Below are 18,328 nucleotides of genomic sequence, written 5' to 3' on the forward strand. Positions count from 1 at the left end.
ACTAAAAAGAATAGAAACAGAGAAACAGTTGAACGATATTTAGAGGTTAAAGCGTAGATAAAAAGCAAGCCTATGATGGGCAACATTCCTGCAGCAAATAACTTATAAGAAAAAAGAATAATACCCGAGAAAAATAAACTTATCAAAGAGGTGAGTAATACATTTATTCGTAAATATTGGATATAAAAATCCTCCTTTCACTGTCTTTCTAATTCGTTTTATAGTAGTGGAAACTTAATCAAACAATTTTTATTTTGGCAATGAACAGGAGCTGAATCCACATAAATAAAAAATCGAGGGTAAAACCTTTGCGATTTCACCCTCGATTTTCCGTACTACTACTCCTCCACTTTCTCAGATACTCAAGCCACTGGCCGTTCTCTTTTTATTGTGCTTGGTATTCATAAGTTTCTTTATTTGATATAAACGGGCTGATTTCACCAAGTGAGAACAAGTGCAGCTCATGCATCGCTCTTGTACATGCTGTATAAAATAAATTTCTCTCATATTCATCCTGATAACATTCACTCGAGGCATTGTAAATGATGACTGCATCAAACTCAATTCCTTTTGCTAAGTAGGCTGGCAGGACAAGCATGCCTTTTTCAAATGAACTTGTTTCTTTTGTCAGCAGCCTTGCAGACATCGAATCAGGCAGTGCTTTGAATGCTTCTCGGCTTTCTTCAGCAGTTTTGGCAATCACAGCAATTGTTTTATAGTTTTGCTGCTTCAATTCATTAATTTTGTGTATAATTGCCTCATGCAGATCTTTGACGTTACCTGCAGCCGTCACGGTCGGCTTCGCTCCGTCTCGATTAAACGGATCGATTAAATGGCCGTTTGCCACCATATCCCTTGAAAACTCGACAATTTGACGCGTTGATCGATAGCTTCTTGTAAGAGTCAGCGTTTCTGCTTCTTTCTCTTCGTACAGTTCGCTTGAAAGAATGGTCGGTGCGTTCAAGGCGTGCGCATAAATCGCTTGATTCAAGTCTCCAAGCAGCGTCATTCTAGCATGCGGAAACAGCTCTTTTAAAAACGCTAGCTGAAACGGTGAATAATCTTGTGCTTCATCAATAAACAAATAGCGAATGACAGGATTGGCTTTTCGCCCTTCAATTTGATCTTTTATATACAAGTAAGGCGTTACATCTTCATAAGACAGCCTCATGTTCATAACTCTTTCCACCGTGTTTTTAGCTGTTTCGTCCCATCCTTCTACATGTGAAAAAAGGTGATGTCTTTCAAACAGCTGCATATAGATACGGCGAATGTCGATAAATTTAAGCTGCTTGATGGCCTGCTTAATAAATTTCATTTTCTTAGCTACAACGGCTTTGGCTAAATACGCTTGTTCCCGGTCAAAGTCATCAAATGAGCTTTCCGTATAGCCTTCCTTTTTCTGCAGATGTTGATAGGCCTCGACATAATCTTCTTTTTCTAAAAGCTGAATTTCTTCTTGAACCCAATCTTTTTTACGTTCAAGTTTTTCAAGCTGGTTGATGAGCTTAAGCGCCCACTCGGCTACGAGCTGCATTCTGTTAGGAATGGAAATTCCCTTATCAAGCGAATAGAAATAAGATAACAAACGCCGAGCAGATAACACGATTTCGCCGCGAAACTTAATATTTTTAAAAATGATGTCTTTAGTAGACAGCTCTTCGATATACGCATCTACCTGCTTTTTAAATTCACGGCTTGCTTTGTAGCGGATTTCCTGCATTTTTTGTTTTTTTGCCGCAGCATCTTTTTCCGTTAGTAAATATTCAATTTGAACGAACAAATCCTCCACGTCAAACTCGTTTCCTAAGCGTCCGTCGGCATATTGCTGAAACGTTGTTTGTTTCATATTGTCTTCTCCAAGCTCCGGAAGAACAGTTGAGACGTAGCTGTTAAAAAGCGGATTTGGCGAAAACAGCATCATGTTTTCTGCAGTCAGCTGCTTTCGATGATGATAGAGAAGATAAGCCACCCGCTGAAGAGCTGCAGACGTTTTACCGCTCCCTGCTACTCCTTGGACGATCAGCACTTTATTTTTTTCATTTCGAATAATTTGGTTTTGTTCTTTTTGAATGGTCGCTACAATACTTTTCATTTGACTGCTTGCGTTGTGTCCGAGCACTTCTTGAAGCAGCTCGTCTCGAATGGTAATTCCTGTATCAAACATGCTTTTAATTACGCTATTTTCGATAATAAACTGACGCTTTAGCTTCATCTCGCCTTTTATCGCTTCACCTGGCGTTTCGTACTGCGCTTTTCCCGGTGAATAATCATAATAAAGACTCGAAATAGGCGCACGCCAATCATAAATTAAAAACTCTTCATCTTTTTGATCCATTAAAGAGCCTACGCCCACATAAATAGCTTCCGCTTCTTTTTCACCATTCTCTATAAAATCAAAACGTCCAAAATAAGGGGATTGCGTTAGCTTTTTTAATGTTTTTAATTGATCATACGCTTGTCTATGGGTAATTTCACGTTCAGCTAAAAGTTCTGCCTGCTGCTTAATGCTCGTAAATGTCTCAATCACGTCATCCGGCTCATCCATATTAACCGTGACATCGTCCCAAAACGTGCTTCGCAAATCGACAATTTCGCCTTTTACGCTTCCTACGCTTTTGCCTATTTTTTCAGCTTTTTGGCTGATTTCTTCGACTACCCAATCAACTCGCTGCTGTTCTTCTGTTAAATTTTTATCTTTCACTTATCCACACCCCTTACACACGTTACCCGATAACAAAACTTGTTACCGGGTAAAAGCGATCATTGTTTATTTTTTCAGAGTCTACATACTTCCCTACTGAGTTCGTAAATCCCTGCTATGTAACCATATTATGTCTTAATTTCCACCGTTAGTATACTGAAAAATAATGAGCTCCACAACAAAAAGGGCTGAGAAAGTCTCAAGCCCCTTATCTTTATAAGTTGTTTCTCTACTTATTAGCTATTACTGTTTCCAAAAAGTTAGCAGATGAATGATGGCTGACACCACTTCTACCCCTTGAAACGCCAGTAAACCTGCTGCTGCCGCTGTAAACAATCCGACTACCGCTTCTTTAAAAATGAATGGCATTGATACCAGCTCCTTTGCTTATTTAAAATAAGTAAATTTGTTATCATTCTACTCCTTTTTTCAGAATTTTCAATACCTTTTTATCAACAAAATAAAATAAAAACGCTTTCACTTTATAAAAATAAAGTGAAAGCGTTTTTTAAGCTTCCTTTTCTAATGCGTTCAGCGCAAGCGAATAGTCCAACCCTTTTCCTTTTTGCACAATATGCTGCACTTTACCCATGTTGCATGCTTCTTGCGCACTAACGGTCATACCGTTTGTTAACTTCAGCTGCACAGATTCTTCTGCAATTCGTACGTCGCATGCTAAAGCTAACTCATACCCTCCGCCAAACGTAAAGTTTGTAAGAAGCGCAATCGTTTGTTTGGAGCTGCATGAAATGCACTGAAAAATCGCTCGAGCTGTTACTGCATGAATCGGCTGATAAAGCCTTCCTGTTTCTTCACGTAGGAAAGAAGTTGTTCTATGATCGCCGTTCATTTTATAGTACTCTCCCATAAATACAATAGATCCAACCGACGCATCGTGCTGCAGCTCATTCATCGTTTCTTGCAGCTCATACATAACTTCACTGTTCAAACGATTAAGCATCGACTGATTCATTCGTACAACCGCCACGTGATTTCTTTTTTCTACTTTGATAAATCTTTTCATCGTTCCTCCGCCCTTTCCCCTGTCGTTCTTTATAAATAAAGCGCTTTCAAAATATTTCGCTTTTTAATAGAAAAGTTATTTTCATAGTTTCATCATACAACAAACTCATAATTATTTCCATTACTTTTTTAATTTTCCGTCAATAATTCCATGAATCATTTCCATGTTTTTATCAAATAAGACGTGCTATAGTATAAACAGCACAAATGCAGCTGAACTCACGGATAAAAGGAGTAATCACTATGAAATACGACTTAACAAAATGGGAGCCTCACGGCTATTCTTGCCCTGTGGAAGCAGCCGTTGATGTAGTCGGAGGCAAATGGAAAAGCGTCATTTTATATCAATTATCGAAGGAACGCCGGCGCTTTAATGAACTGCGCAGACTCATTCCAGGCGTGACGCAGCGAATGCTCACGCTGCAGCTTCGCGAACTTGAGCGCGACGGAATTATCCACCGCGAAGTCTACAAACAAGTTCCGCCTAAAGTAGAATATTATTTAACGCCTTTTGGAGAAACTCTCATTCCTATTATCGAGCTGATGTTTAAATGGGGATATGATCATACGGATAAAATTGCTGAAGCGAGAATTCAGGCAGAGAAAGAGTAAAAAGCACGCAAAGCGTGCTTTTTTTATACATGTTTACGAATCAATAATTCTTCTAACCCGTATACAAACGTGCTTTCAATCGGCTTTAACTCAAATGCCGGGCTCCAGTCCATATGCGGATAGCGGTCAATCAGCTCAGCCAGCATAATCTTTGCTTCGATTCGAGCAAGCGGTGCTCCTAAGCAAAAATGAATCCCTCTTCCAAATGCCATATGCATATTTGGCTTTCGGTCGATTTTAAATACATCCGGGTCTTCAAAGTACTGCGCGTCTCGGTGCGCGGATCCCATCCATGGAATAACGTGTTCGCCCGCTTTTAGTTTTTGACCTGCAAGAGTCACATCTTTTTTTACGATTCGGTGAAGAGCCTGAACGGGTGAACGATAGCGAAGAACTTCTTCGATCGCAGAAGGCAAAAGCTCTTTCTCACGTTTGAGGTGTTCAAAAGAAGCCTTATCTTCCATTAAACAATAAATTGTATTTGAAATTAAGTTCGTAGTTGTTTCGTTTCCTGCAATCAGCAGCAAAATGGAAAACCCGACGATTTCTTCATCCGTTAGCTGCTTCCCTTCTTCTTTTGCTTGAAGAAGCACGGAAATAATATCATCTCCTGGCTGCGTGCGCTTTTCTTCAATGATTCGATAAAAGTAAGTTTCTAACTCATCGTTTGCTTTCATTTTCTCTTGCTGCAATTTTTCGAGCGTTTCACGTTCATTATTCGATGGACCCGCTACGATAATATCCGACCAGTCTTTAAACTGACGCTGATCTTCTATCGGGACGCCTAAAATATCGGCAATTACCATAACCGGAAGCGGATAGGAAAGATGCTCGACTATATCAATATCTTCAAGATGCTCAACTTCTTGTAATAATTCAGCGGTAATGCGCGCAATTTTAGGCTCCCATGCTTTCATTGCTTTAGGCGTAAAAGCTTTATTAACAAGCGCTCTCATTTCAGCATGCTTAGGCGGATCAATATTAATTAGGCTCGTTCCTAGAGCAGTTTGTCTTTGGTTTTGTGGAGGTCTTCGATCAGAAGAAAAAATATTTTTTTGTTCCAGCACTTCTTTGACCCCATCATAGTGAAAAACATCCCATACCTGCCTTTCTTCATCCCATCGCACAGGCGCGCTGTTTCTCATCTCTTCATACCATGAAAAAGGATTAAAGCGCTCTTCTTTTGTTTGAATCGTATTCACTTGACGGACGATTCCGTTTTCTCTTTCGGTTTTCATGTTAAAACCTCCCCGTATCGTTCAAATAGAATGACTGTATAGTCATCTATGACCAAATAGTACCATATATACGAATTTTCTTAAAAAGGATAGCTGTATATTTTAGTAAAAATGAATCGATAGAAGGATATATTTTACAAAAAAGGGTAGGCGCATAGCGCCTACCTTTTTAAGAATAATGTTCTTCTGGTTTTTGTAATCGGTTGTCTAACGCGTACGCGCCGCTTCCTGCTAGAATCATATGAAGCGAAACGACAAAAAGGGCAACCTCAAGCTCATAGCCACCTGTAAAACCAGCACCGCTTTTCGCTGTAAAAATAGCGCCAATCATCACAATCGCAAACAGAACACCTATTAAACGCGTTTGAAACCCAAGAATCATAGCGGCTCCCCCTACGAATTCAATAACCGCAACCGCATAAGCGAAAAACGCAGGAATGCCCATGCTGTGGAAAAAACCGACCGTATTATCAATACCACTTTGGAATTTGCCAAGACCATGAATAAAAAACGTTAGCCCTAACATAAGACGAAGTAAAAACGTTCCAAGCTGATAGCTTTTCATTTCTTTTCCTCCTTTTTTACTTTTGTCTGCACATGTAACAATTTTAGTTACAACTGTGAACAAATTCAAGGGGTTAGAACAGAAAAACAAGATATCAGCAAATTTTCTTATCTCATTTTAAACGTTTTTTTTTAAGAATAAGGCATTACTCCCTGCTCAGTCACGCTGAAGATAAGAGAGAAAAGCAAAAATATGATCGTGAACAATGAGTTCTGCCGTAGGAGAATGGTTCTTCAATGATAGGTGTTCAGAATATCGAAACCGATTGAATTTATTTACGTCAACATGATGAACGGCCTGCACATGAAAATTTTCTATTATTGCTTTTACTTGAGCAAAAGGCGGCATCACAAGAGATTCAGCTCCAATTTTTTGCAGGCACTCTCTGCTTATGGCATGAGGAACAGCTGTCATCGAGCTCATTAATAAATCTTTTCTTCCTACTGTCTCATTTAACACGTACTTCCACCCCTGCACAACATGCGTGAGCTTGGCTTCATCTTCACATACGTTTAAAGCTACATCAACACCGCTCGCTACCGCTGAGGCAAATGGATACAACTCTTGAGCTGAAAGAACAAAATCCCCGTCTATAAAGAGAAGAATATCTCCCGTTGCTGCAAGGGCCCCCGCAGCTCTTCCGCAATCATGCCCTAACCGCTCATCGTAGACGAGGGTTTTAACACCCTGTTCTTTGGCATACGCCTCGGACTGATCAGTAGAACCATTAATCACGACAATAATTTCTAATGGCTCGAGTTTTCTTGCTTCTGCAATCACTTGTTTGATTGTTCCTTCTTCGTTGCAAACCGGAACAATAACAGACAGCTGTTTGCCTCCATAAAAAGAAGATAATTTCCCCCAGCCGTGCTCCACAACTGGAAGAGGCTGTGCGAGCATATCCACTCGCCTTTTACGATTTGACGCAAGCGTATAGTATGTTTGAAGAAGCCGCTGATAGGATTCAATTCGTTCTCTGTTGAACCTTGGGCGATCAAACGGACGAAAGCTTCCCTTTCCCTGCGTTTCAATCGTAATATGCGAGCTTACACGATACTGTGTTAAGAACGTCACAAATAAAGAAAGAGGCGGCAACTCCCAGTGGTTCTTTAATACGCTTACTAGCACACCGTAAGGCGCTTTTAAACAAGCGTTGGCACGATGAGGCTTTCCAAGTGCATGATGCAAAACCGTACTCCACGTAAGCTCGCTGCGGTTAAAAGTATTCATCTTTGTTTTTTCCCACTTGTTTAGCACCACATCGCTATGCCCAAATAACAGCGCCTGCACAAAACGCTCAATCTCAGAAGACGAAAGGATAATGTCTCCGTCTACAAATAAGACGGCATCTCCTTTAGCAGCCTTTGCCCCTTCCATTCTCGCTTCATGTGGAGACATACGCTTTTCTATTACTTTTACCGTGCACCCTTCTTCTTTCGCTATTTTAACTGAAGCATCGGTACAGCCGTTTGCAACTATGATAATCTCAAGCACGTTCACTTTTTTAATTTGTTTAAGTACGCTTTTTAGCGTTTCTTCTTCATTGTAAACGGGCAGCACGACAGAAAGAGTTTTCATTGATATCACCCCTAAAAAAAGAACCACTGAACAATTCAGCGGCTTCATTTGTTTAAAATACCTCTTGTATCGACAACTTTTTTTGCGTATTTTACAATCGACCAATCGATTTGACTGTGATCGGTTAACACAAGTACAACATCGCTTTTTTTAACTTCTTCTTTTGTCAGCGGGACAGAGAAATACGTTTGCTTATTTAATATAGCGGAGTCAATGTAAGGGTCATGATACGTCAGCTCATATCCTTTTGCTAAAAGACCTTCACATACCGTCAGCGCCGGCGATTCACGCATATCATTTACGTCTTTTTTATACGCGATGCCTACAACAAACACGCGTTTCTCATTTGCTGCGAGCTGCTTTTCAACACGTCTAATTACTTTATTTGGCATTTCTTCATTAATATGATGAGCAGCTTCAATAAGTTCGCTCGTTAACCCATTTTGCTTTAGTTTCCATAAAAAATAAAGCGGATCAACGGGTATGCAGTGCCCTCCAATTCCGGGTCCTGGATAATACGGTGTGAACCCAAACGGCTTAGTAGATGCCGCCTGTAATACCTCATGAAAATCAATCCCTAATTCCTCGCACAATTCATTTGTTTCATTCACCAACGAAATATTGACAAGGCGCTGAATGTTTTCAAACAGCTTGCACATTTCCGCTACTTTTGGAGAAGAAACAGGTACCACCTGCTGAAAAATACTTTCATAAAACGTCTGCACGTGATAAAGGCAGTCTTTGCTGTAGCCGCTAATCACTTTTGGAATATGCTCAATATCGTATGATTTGTTTGCCGGATCAACTCGTTCTGGAGAATAAGCTAGATAAAAATCTTTACCTGCCTGTAAGTTGGAATCTTTCAAAATAGGCAAAACGACTTCTTCAAGCGTGCCTGGGTAAGTAGAGCTTTCATAAATAACGGTTTGCCCTTTTACCATATGTTCTTTCAAAAATTTAGATGCGCTAATGACTGGTCCTAGATCGGGGTTATGATTTTCTGTAATAGGAGTTGGCACAGTCACAACTACATAATCGCATGCTTGAAATGCGGAAATACCTTTTTTTAATTCATATGCTTGAAAGTTTTTCTGGGTTTGAATCACATCATTACGTACATCTGGAATATAGCTTTTCCCTTGTTTTAGCGCCTCAATTTTTCGTGCGTCAATATCAAGACCAACGACGCTATAGTTTTTCTTTGCAAATAAAAGAGCAAGCGGCAATCCAACATAGCCAAGACCAATAACAGCAACTTTTTTATTCATTCTTCAACACCTCAAACAAGATATCATGTCTTCGTATGTCCGGAAGAAACTCGCCTCTTTCACTTGTTTGGCTAATATAGTATGCAAGGGCCTCAACATAATCTCCTAGAATACGCTGCGTTGATGCCGCCAAACCTTTGACTTTCATGTGCTCCTTTCGAACCCGGTTCGTTCGCGCCACATCAACAAAATGAACGGGCTGAACCATAAAGCCGTACATAATACTTTTTAATTGAAATAAAGGCGGAATAATAAGAGATTCGTAGCCAACCTTCTCCATTACATCCCGTTTAATTGCATGCGGAATCGCCGTCGTTGTATTGATTGTCAAATCAGGACGTTTACAAATGATATTAAGAAAATATTTCGCCGCACTTACAGAGTGAATAGGATGCACTTCATCCAGCAAACACTCTAAATTATTAAGCGCTACATCAATGCCTTGGTCAGCTGCTTCTAAATACCGTCGTAAATCTTCCGCGGAAATCACAATGTCTCCATCTATGAACAAGCAAATCTCACCGCTGCTGTACATCGCACCAATTGCTCGAGGGACGTTATGCCCAAGCCGCTGTTTGTAATGAAGAACAGTAGCACCCGCTTCAATTGCTCGTTTAACCGTCACTTCATCGGCTCCGTTGGCAACCACGATGATTTCTTCCACTCCTGCTTTTTTCACTTCTTGGATCACGCTTGCAATCGTTTCTTTTTCTTCACCTACTGGAATAACGGCGCTGTACTTAACGCCTGTTTTCCGTTTCACATTCGGTGTATAAGCCGAAACAACTTCCCGGTTTCGATCGCCGTCTGTTAGTCCGCCTCTTATTCCTTTTTCTTCAATAAGATGAGCTAACGCTTTAATGTGATCTCCAATGATATAGTTAGTGGAAATAGGAAAAGGGGAATTGGTAGGAATGGTTTTATGAGTGTTTCGAATCTTGTTTGTATAAATAACGTCTGAAGAACACGGTGCAACAATTGACATTCCTTTTAAAAGAGCAATCGTATGAGCGAGGGGCGGATGAGCTAAATTCTCATATCCGATTTTAGCTGCTGATGTTTTTTTGATGGCATGAGGAATGGCTGTTAAGGCTTGAACAGATAAATCTTCACGCTGTAAGCACAAGTTCAGCATATATTTGGCAACAGAAACAGGATGAGGACGCACCTTTCGTTTCATAATCCATGTAAGATTATTTAAAGCGATATCATGACCGGTTTCTATAGCTTGCGTATATTTCATCAGCTCCTCATGAGGAACCGCTATATCTCCGTCCAAAAAAAGCAAAATATCTCCTTTTGCTTTTTTAGCCCCAATGGCTCTTCCAATATTAATACCAAGAGCTTCTTCATAATAAACAACGCGGCATCCTGCATCCTCAGCTATTTCCTTTGTTGTATCACTGGATCCATTTACTACGACAATAATCTCAAACGGCTTCATTTTTTGAACTTCTTTAATGACAGGTAACAAAGAATCGGCCTCGTTACAGGCTGGAATAATCACTGATACTTTCAAACTCACTCAACTCCGCTAAAAATTCGAACATACGTAATGGATACTAGTGGAATGGTTACATCCGTTGGCTCACCATATGAGCTTGATGTACGTACAACAGCAGCTGCGTCCGTAACAGCAAGCAGTGTTCCATTAATAACGTCAATAGCTGTGATGATTTGCACAAATGAACCCACATTTTCTCTTAATGCATCTTGAAACATACTTTTCTCTCCTTTCGTTTAAGCACTTTGAATGGTGACGATGCTTGTAAATGGCAGTAATACCGTTGATGTGGAAGACTCTATCAATTCTAAATAGTTATCCCCAACAAACGTCACGACGCCCTCAAGCGGACCAGCCGTTGTTTCAATTACAACTTCTTGTCCGATATACTGCTTGGCAATTTCTTTAAAAGGTGATTCTTGAGCTTCTTTAATAATACTGATCACATATTCTTTAAACGTGTCGGAATAAACAACGTCTTCTACTGCTTTTTTTGTGTTTTCCTGAATAAATTCAGCAAATCGATTTGAAAACAACAGGTGTTTTATCTTTTCTACATAGCGACGGTAACAACAAAAAAACATAAATTTTGTTCCTCCTTTTTATGCTGCTATCCCTTCAAATTACCTATAACCATTGACGTAACTTAAGAGATTACTTTACCAATATATACAAGCTTTATCAGAAAGGTGACAGAACTTTTATCACGTTTTTATACAAATACGCACATGACCAGCCCGTTTTGCATAGGATTATTTCCTACTTCCTCCTACCTACTGAAACCCAAACAAAAAAAGACAAAGCTCCTAAGCTTTGTCTTTTCTTATCTATTAAATGAAGAATCAGTTGACTGCAATACGCTTTGCTCCTATATAACGCTCTTTCCAATAGCTTGAATTTTTATCGCTAATTGTAACGCCTTTAGAAGACGATGCGTTAATAAACTGTCCGTCTCCAAGATAAATGCCTGCATGAGAAGGACCTTCTTTGTACGTTTCAAAGAAAACAAGATCTCCTACCTGCGGTTCACTTACATTTTCACCTGCTTTATAGATATCTTCAACCGTTCTTGGAATATCAACGCCTACGCTTTCTTTATATACATACTGAAGATATCCGCTGCAGTCAAATCCCGAAGGTGTAGTGCCGCCCCATTTGTACGGGGTGCCCATTAAGGATTTTGCTTTGCTGATTACTTTATCCGTATTCACTTCTGATTCGCCTTCTACAACGCCGCCTTTACCTAATGCATTGTATGTATTCTCTCCAACAATTCCATCTGCTTCTAGGTTATGTTTCTCTTGAAAAGCCATAACCGCTTTTTTTGTTTCATAATTAAAATAACGCGATACTTCGCCTTTTAAAAATCCTTTATCTTTTAACACCGTTTTAACTTGTTCAACATCATCATTTGTCATCCCTTGTTTTAAAACCGTGTCGCCAAACGCAGCATGTCCCATTGCCGGACTTGCAAATAAAGCTCCTCCTACAAGAAGCGCCGATAGCATTTTTTTCATTTCGTTTCCTCCCCGAATCATGTTTTAAGCACCGTACAACCATACCATCTGCGGATAACAATTCAATTAATAGAAGATAACAATTTGATAACAATCTTTTTAAACAGCCTCAACTCTTGGACGTAAAACGCCGAAATATAAGAAGAAGAGAAAAACAACTATTCTAGCAAATAAAGGTGATAAACATGAATTGGTTTAAACGAAACAACGTGCACCCCGAAGCCGCGGCTGTCGAATCCATCGCTGTAAAGCTTCATGTATCGGACCCGATGATAAAAAAGCAGATTAACATGATTTCCTTAACGGCAGAGGATCTCGAACGCATTGCCAGATTTCAAGTTCACGCGCTGAACGCCATCGAAGAAATCGTGAATGATTTTTATAAAGCTATTGGCGAACAGGCTCATTTGGTTGCGATTATCGAAAAGCACAGCAGCGTCCATGCATTAAAACAAACGTTAAAACAGCACATCTTAGAAATGTTTGATGGACAAATAGACGACGCTTTTGTGGTAAAACGTCAAAAAATTTCCAAGATGCACGTTAAAATTGGACTTGAGCCAAACTGGTATTTGTGCGCATTTCAAAATTTATTTACGTCGCTTCTTTCAGTATGTGAACGTACGATGGAATCGAAAGAAGATTGTCTTGCTTTTATTGCAAGTATGACAAAGCTTATTAGTCTAGAACAGCAAATTGTGTTAAAAGCCTATGAGCTTGAATATGACGAGCAGCGCGCTGGACTTCAGACTCAAAAAGAGAAAATTCAGCTAGAAATCTCTCGTACATCATCTATCCTTTCTTCGTTATCTGAAGAAACGAAGAAATTTATGAATCAAATGCACAATCAGTCTTCTGACGTCGTTTCTTATGCAAACAAAAGCTCCCAATTGGCAGAAGTCATTGAGAAAGAATCCGTTACGAGTCAAGCAAAATTAAAAGAAGAACAAAACATGCTGGAAAGCATACAAAAAAATACGTCGCTCATTCAAAACAAAATGAAAACGCTCGAACATACATCACAGCAAATTCATCAAATCGTTTCGATTGTTACTTCTATTGCGGAGCAAACGAATTTATTGGCATTAAACGCTTCAATTGAGTCTGCTCGAGCAGGTGAGCATGGAAAAGGATTTGCAGTGGTAGCACAGGAAGTACGGAAGCTTGCAGAAGAAACGAAGAAATCGATTTCTAATATTTCTACTTTTATCGGAGACATTCAAAAACAAATCGAAAGCGTTTCGGCGTTAGGTGGAGAAGTCGCTACATTAACAAAAGATACGGCTGACAATATGAACAACATTACTTCTTTTTTCACGAACGTCCTTAGCATAACAACCGAGAACAAACAGCAAACCGTTCTAACAAAAAAAGAGCTTGATAAAATCGCTGACGCAATGGAGCAGCTATCTCTGCGGATTGAGAAGATGGCCCATTCCTCAGAAGAACTTGAACGGTTAACTGAAAAAAGTTGATATGCAAAAAAGCCTTCTCAGCTTGCACAAGAAGGCTTTTTTATTTTTTCAAGCTAGCGGGCTCTTGAGAAGAACGTTCGATGAACTGGACAAAATCATCTCCGTATATGCTTCGAATTAGAGCCGTCAGCTCAACAAAGTCAGGCAGCTCTCCGTAAACATCTCGCAGCGGCATCGCTCCTTGAAACAAAGGATTTTCAAGAGGGTTATAATCCTCGATCGTTTTTAAAAACATCTTTTTTCCTTCTTCTGTGAGCTGCACGTATGTATTCCGCTTATCTTTCTCATTTTTAGAAAGGGTAAGATAGCCCCGCAGGTGCAATTTTTTTGCAAAGTTAAAAGCTGTGGATAAATGCATGACGCCTAGCTTTGAAATGTCGGTCATCGACGCAATTTCCAGCTGATAAGCAATCCCTAAAATGTGATGCTCATTAATGCTCAGATCGTACGGCTTAACCCACTGTTCCCAATCCTTTTCAGTAGACTTCCAAAGAGCTTTGCTTACTTGCATCACAAGCTGATTAAACAGCATGGCATCTTTAATCGTATCTTGATTTAACGTGCGTTTCACCTCTTCACTTCCTCTCTAGAAATGCAACCGTTCACATCATTTGTCCCTAAGACTTTATAAATAAAAAAATGAAAATATATACAGAATATTATACATGATTGCTTATATATTTCAACTTATTTTGCATAAAAATAAATTTAAACGTTTCTTTATGTAAAAAACCAGGCGTGAACGTTCAGTGTTCACGCCTGGTTTTTAATGAATATACCGTTTACCAACTAGAAGGTTTGAAATAACGTCCGTTGGAATTTCAAACTCAATGTTTCCCATATATCCTGGAGCGACTTTGTATTTATCAAATACAATTCTAAGCTTGTGATCTTTTGTAATGTAGAAGCTTTGATTTTCAGCAATCTCTTTAAAAGGATCCATATCTTCTTCAGTCAGCCAGTAGATTTTGCCTTCTTCATGCTTCATTTGATCTTTCATTTGCTGTTTAATATTTTCACTAATGACCTTTATATAGCTTTTATCTTTGAACAAACTTGGAAGCGTAATGAGCACTTCGTGTTTTTTATCAATCGTGTCGTACTGATTAACGCTCGACGTTGAAGCTCTCGATTCTTCCACATATCGATGAACCACAAGCAAATCATCGGTATCCGTCATAATATCATAGCCGCTGCTGACAGCCACGTTTCCTTTCTCTTCTTTTCGTAATGTTTTCATCTCTTTTTTAAACTGTTCATACAGCTGTTCATTTTCTTTTATATACTTTTCATTTAAGCTTGTTTGAAGACCTTTGTTTTCCAAGCCTGAAATCGATGGTGTTTTCACGTCAATACGAGAATGCTTTTCTTCTTGTTTCAGTTCCTCAAATGTAATTACTTCTACTACTTTTCCCAGTACAGGAATTTTTGCCATTGCATTTGCCGCATCTGGACTTACATTCACCGTTGTGATAAAAATCATCGCTGCTGCCGCAATCGAGCTCGGCCAAATATAGAATTTCTTTTTACGAGGGTGTGAAGAAAGTGCCTGTGCAACAACACCATCTAATTCGTCTGGAATAGGAATGTCATGATACTGCTTCTTTAACTTTTCTATTTTTTCATTCATTGTTCTAAGTCCTCCTCCGTCATCGTAATCCGCAACAGGTTCAACGCTCTGTATAGCCTTGTCTTTACTGTATTTACATTTTCCTCAATGATTTCCGCAATTTCGTCCATTTTTAAATCTTCGAAAAACCGCAGAATAATAATGGTCTTATATTTAACCGGCAGCTGATCCATTGCTTGCTTTAAATCAATATCTTCATACTGATCTTCACGTCCGCTGCTCAGATACTCAAGCTCTTCATCGCCCATAAGCGTTAAACGTTTATGCTTACGCAGGAAATCGATTGCCGTTCGTACAACAATTTTATAAAGCCAGCTTTTAATCGATTGAATATCTTTGATACTGTCTATTGAAATGAGTGCTTTTTTAATCGATTCTTGCACAATATCAAGCGCATCTTCTTGATTTTTTACATAGCTAAAGGCAAGCCGGTAAAAATCTGCTTTATGCTCGGTTATGCATGCTACGAGCATCTGATGTGCATCGTGTTTTTTCATTGTCTTTCATACCCCTTCTATTTTCTCTTGCTGAAGTACATCTATAAGGTAGACGGAATGAGTAGAAAAATAGTTTGGTTTTTTTAAAAAAAGTAAAACTAAATGATGGTCTCATGCGTCTATTAGGTAGATATATACAAAAAGGGGAATATTACTACATGAAAACCATGGGCTACAAACGTATTTTGACACTGCTTGGATGCTGTATTTTGTTTCTTGGTACAGCAGGGTATATCGTCAAAGCAAACAGTACAGAGAAAAAAACGGCAAGTATTCAAACAGATCAAACCTATCCAGACGTTGAAATTCAAACGCTAGTTAAGGACCTTACAGACGGAGGCTATGCCATTAGCTACCCTTCCTTTGGTAAAAAAGAAATTGATCAATCCATTCAAGCTTACGTAACAGATCAAGTGGCACACTATGAAAAAAATCTGAAGAAGCAGTCAAAAAAGAAAAAATCTGAATTAACGATTACATATAAAATCGTCCATTACAGCAAGCAAACGCTAAGCGTTGTCTTTGATGAATATGAATCTATAAATGGAGAGAAAGGAACGTCTTCTCTCAAAACCTTTACATTTGACCTGCCTGCTCAAAAACAAATGACGTTAAAAGATTTATTTAACGAAAATGCAAACTATTTAGATCGCCTTTCGGCTATTTCATACGCTGAATTAAAAAAACAAATGAAAAAAGCTGATTTTGACCCGGGCCTTCAAAAAGGAACTCAGGCAGCCAATCAAAATTTCAGTCAGTTTGCGCTGCTTGAAAACAGTATTGTGATCTACTTTAAGCCTTACCAGCTAGGTGCTGAACAAACGAAAACCAAAACAATCGCTATCCAAAAAGATTTATTTAAAGACATGCTGAGTGATACTTACAAAGACGAAGCAGCAAATAAAAATAAAGTCAAAGAAACGCCTCCAAAACATATCGTTAACGAAATACCGCAGCAAGGAGCGCCTATTGATCCAACTAAAAAAGTCGTTGCGATGACCTTTGATGATGGACCTAACCCTGCATCTACCAATGTGATTTTAGATGGATTAAAAGAAGTGAACGGACACGCTACCTTTTTTGTGTTAGGAAGCCGCGTTCAATATTATCCTGAAACAATCGAACGTATGGTGAAGGAAGGCAACGAAGTCGGAAATCACTCTTGGGACCACCCTCAGCTCACACGTTTAAATGAAGCGCAGGTCAAACACCAAATAGGCGATACCCAAGCGCTTATTAAACAAGTGAGCGGCTATGAACCACTGCATGTACGTCCTCCTTATGGAGCTGTGAATGCAAATGTAAGACGTTATGTCGGAAATGTTGGCGTGACTCTATGGGATATCGATCCTGAAGACTGGAAATATCGAAACGTTCCTCACTCCGTTCAAGCAGTTATGAGCCAAGTCGGAGACGGAAAAGTTATTTTAATGCATGATATTTACCAAACAAGTGCCGAAGCAGCGGTTGAAATTATGAAGCAGCTTCACGCACAAGGATATCAGCTTGTTACGATTTCACAGCTAGAACAAGTAAAAAAAGAGCGGGAACAGCTGCACTTGCAGTAGAGGATCGCAGACGAATGCGCTGCAGCCATTAGGATGGCTGCAGCGCTTTTGTTTTTTTTATGCGATGTTTAATAAAGGCTATACAGAGCAGCGTAAGCGGAATCACTACGTGAAAAGGGATAAAAAGTAGCACCGGCATAATCGTTAAGCCTTCTTTTAAATGCTCTTGAAAATTACTTGCAATCGTCAAAGAAAAAAATAAAATCACCGTGCCAACAGGATATGTCAGCGCAGAAGGTCGTTTTACCTTAAACAGCGTGGAAAGCCCCACAATTACCGCGTAAAAAAAGACGCTGATTTTAACAAATCCTCCAATGACTAACGCAATCATAAAAAACACGTCTAGCCGCTCTAAAAAATCAGCTACTCTAATGCTCTCTACCGTACTTAAAAGCGGAAAGACCGACCTGTTAGTCAACCCTATCCCTAATACACTCACGTTAATCGCCATGGTGATTGCTAAGTTAATGCCGCTTAGTACAATGCCGCAAAGACCTACAAGCTTTACTTTTTTAGGATCTTTTACATATGGAAAAATCATCGTAAACACAACAGCTTCTCCATACGGAATATACAGAGTCTGAGTGGCGACTGTTTTTAAAACCGGCCAAATCCCATCTCCAAGTATCGGTTTTAAAGAAGTAAAATCAATTAATCCTGAAACAAAAATAAGCACAAATCCTGCTACAGCCAAGATATACATCAAAATAAACATGAGCTCTCCTGCCCGAGCCACTACTTCAAGTCCTTTGTGCACAGTATAAATAATCAACAGCATCAGCATCGCGTTCACGACAAACAAAGGGCTGTCGGGGTAGCCAAATGTCAGCAGCATTTCTCCCAAATCACGAAGTACGCGAGCGGCAGCATATGAAAAATGAAGCAAATATAAAAAAGCAAGTGCAGATCCCAAGACTTTCCCTAGCAGCTTTTGCATGTATTCTGTCGGCAGCATGTTAGGATAGTACCTATACAGCCGGTAGTAAATGAGGTAAAGCAATAAGCTCCCAAACATACCGAGTAAAATAGCAAGCCAAGCGTCTTGTTTTGCATCCATTGCAAGCGGAATGAGCAATGCGCTTCCATGTTCAAAAAGGACGATTAAAATAAAAAACTGCACAGAGCTAATTTTCACTTTTTCCACTCATT

General features: G+C 39.5%; 18 protein-coding genes. 3 read left to right on the top strand and 15 right to left on the bottom strand.

What is annotated here, in order from left to right; genetic code table 11:
- Positions 1-385 precede the first annotated feature (385 nt).
- The 3 genes from helD to AC1VNJ_RS22645 all read right to left on the bottom strand — a co-directional run bounded on the left by helD (position 386) and on the right by AC1VNJ_RS22645 (position 3,728).
- The gene (gene helD, locus AC1VNJ_RS22635; RefSeq protein WP_049166018.1) at positions 386-2,704 is read right to left on the bottom strand and encodes an RNA polymerase recycling motor HelD; all 2,319 of its coding nucleotides are present in this window, start codon (positions 2,702-2,704) and stop codon (positions 386-388) included.
- Positions 2,705-2,947: 243 nt separating this feature from the next.
- Positions 2,948-3,073 (bottom strand): hypothetical protein, encoded by a 126-nt coding sequence (locus AC1VNJ_RS22640; RefSeq protein ID WP_016765178.1) that lies wholly within the window; start codon positions 3,071-3,073, stop codon positions 2,948-2,950.
- A gap of 139 nt (positions 3,074-3,212) precedes the next feature.
- Entirely contained in the window at positions 3,213-3,728 is a 516-nt protein-coding gene (locus AC1VNJ_RS22645) for an enoyl-CoA hydratase/isomerase family protein (RefSeq protein ID WP_049166019.1), read from the bottom strand.
- Between the two features lie 242 nt (positions 3,729-3,970).
- Between AC1VNJ_RS22645 and AC1VNJ_RS22650 the strand changes: the two genes are divergently transcribed.
- Complete coding sequence (locus AC1VNJ_RS22650) at positions 3,971-4,339, top strand: winged helix-turn-helix transcriptional regulator (protein ID WP_013084552.1); 369 nt, start codon at positions 3,971-3,973, stop codon at positions 4,337-4,339.
- A 23-nt stretch (positions 4,340-4,362) separates the two neighbouring features.
- On the opposite strand, the gene AC1VNJ_RS22655 is transcribed toward AC1VNJ_RS22650, so the two are convergent.
- The 8 genes from AC1VNJ_RS22655 to AC1VNJ_RS22690 all read right to left on the bottom strand — a co-directional run bounded on the left by AC1VNJ_RS22655 (position 4,363) and on the right by AC1VNJ_RS22690 (position 12,009).
- Positions 4,363-5,577: a cytochrome P450 gene (locus tag AC1VNJ_RS22655; RefSeq protein WP_049166020.1), complete on the bottom strand. Its 1,215-nt coding sequence runs from the start codon at positions 5,575-5,577 to the stop codon at positions 4,363-4,365.
- Between the two features lie 169 nt (positions 5,578-5,746).
- Complete coding sequence (locus AC1VNJ_RS22660; protein ID WP_013058570.1) at positions 5,747-6,142, bottom strand: DoxX family protein; 396 nt, start codon at positions 6,140-6,142, stop codon at positions 5,747-5,749.
- A gap of 156 nt (positions 6,143-6,298) precedes the next feature.
- Complete coding sequence (locus tag AC1VNJ_RS22665) at positions 6,299-7,720, bottom strand: glycosyltransferase family 2 protein (RefSeq protein ID WP_328173651.1); 1,422 nt, start codon at positions 7,718-7,720, stop codon at positions 6,299-6,301.
- A 44-nt stretch (positions 7,721-7,764) separates the two neighbouring features.
- Positions 7,765-8,988, bottom strand: a complete 1,224-nt coding sequence (locus tag AC1VNJ_RS22670; RefSeq protein WP_328173650.1) for a nucleotide sugar dehydrogenase — start codon at positions 8,986-8,988, stop codon at positions 7,765-7,767.
- Positions 8,981-10,507: a glycosyltransferase family 2 protein gene (locus AC1VNJ_RS22675; protein ID WP_033579931.1), complete on the bottom strand. Its 1,527-nt coding sequence runs from the start codon at positions 10,505-10,507 to the stop codon at positions 8,981-8,983. Before AC1VNJ_RS22675 ends, AC1VNJ_RS22670 begins: the two co-directional genes overlap by 8 nt.
- Positions 10,508-10,509: 2 nt before the next feature.
- Positions 10,510-10,710 (bottom strand): hypothetical protein, encoded by a 201-nt coding sequence (locus AC1VNJ_RS22680; RefSeq protein WP_033579930.1) that lies wholly within the window; start codon positions 10,708-10,710, stop codon positions 10,510-10,512.
- A gap of 18 nt (positions 10,711-10,728) precedes the next feature.
- Positions 10,729-11,076 carry a hypothetical protein gene (locus AC1VNJ_RS22685; RefSeq protein WP_033579929.1) on the bottom strand — a complete coding sequence of 116 codons (348 nt, stop codon included), beginning with the start codon at positions 11,074-11,076 and terminating at the stop codon, positions 10,729-10,731.
- A gap of 258 nt (positions 11,077-11,334) precedes the next feature.
- The gene (locus tag AC1VNJ_RS22690; protein WP_033579928.1) at positions 11,335-12,009 is read right to left on the bottom strand and encodes a C40 family peptidase; all 675 of its coding nucleotides are present in this window, start codon (positions 12,007-12,009) and stop codon (positions 11,335-11,337) included.
- A 185-nt stretch (positions 12,010-12,194) separates the two neighbouring features.
- Here AC1VNJ_RS22690 and AC1VNJ_RS22695 point away from each other — a divergent pair, with 185 nt between their 5' ends.
- On the top strand, positions 12,195-13,484 hold the full coding sequence (locus AC1VNJ_RS22695; protein ID WP_482641332.1) for a protoglobin domain-containing protein: 1,290 nt from the start codon (positions 12,195-12,197) through the stop codon (positions 13,482-13,484).
- A 40-nt stretch (positions 13,485-13,524) separates the two neighbouring features.
- On the opposite strand, the gene AC1VNJ_RS22700 is transcribed toward AC1VNJ_RS22695, so the two are convergent.
- From AC1VNJ_RS22700 to AC1VNJ_RS22710, 3 genes are all read right to left on the bottom strand, one after another.
- Positions 13,525-14,055 (bottom strand): HTH-type transcriptional regulator Hpr, encoded by a 531-nt coding sequence (locus AC1VNJ_RS22700; protein WP_028415001.1) that lies wholly within the window; start codon positions 14,053-14,055, stop codon positions 13,525-13,527.
- Positions 14,056-14,250: 195 nt separating this feature from the next.
- A complete protein-coding gene (rsiV, locus tag AC1VNJ_RS22705) occupies positions 14,251-15,114 on the bottom strand; it encodes an anti-sigma-V factor RsiV (RefSeq protein ID WP_047749996.1) in 864 nt (287 codons plus the stop codon).
- A complete protein-coding gene (locus AC1VNJ_RS22710) occupies positions 15,111-15,611 on the bottom strand; it encodes an RNA polymerase sigma factor (RefSeq protein WP_047749995.1) in 501 nt (166 codons plus the stop codon). Before AC1VNJ_RS22710 ends, rsiV begins: the two co-directional genes overlap by 4 nt.
- Positions 15,612-15,769: 158 nt before the next feature.
- Here AC1VNJ_RS22710 and AC1VNJ_RS22715 point away from each other — a divergent pair, with 158 nt between their 5' ends.
- Positions 15,770-17,179 carry a polysaccharide deacetylase family protein gene (locus AC1VNJ_RS22715; protein ID WP_154992290.1) on the top strand — a complete coding sequence of 470 codons (1,410 nt, stop codon included), beginning with the start codon at positions 15,770-15,772 and terminating at the stop codon, positions 17,177-17,179.
- 28 nt (positions 17,180-17,207) lie between these two features.
- On the opposite strand, the gene AC1VNJ_RS22720 is transcribed toward AC1VNJ_RS22715, so the two are convergent.
- A complete protein-coding gene (locus AC1VNJ_RS22720) occupies positions 17,208-18,323 on the bottom strand; it encodes a GerAB/ArcD/ProY family transporter (RefSeq protein ID WP_482641333.1) in 1,116 nt (371 codons plus the stop codon).
- Between the last annotated feature and the right edge of the window lie 5 nt (positions 18,324-18,328).

The sequence above is a fragment of the Priestia sp. 3CA3 genome (assembly GCF_056836725.1).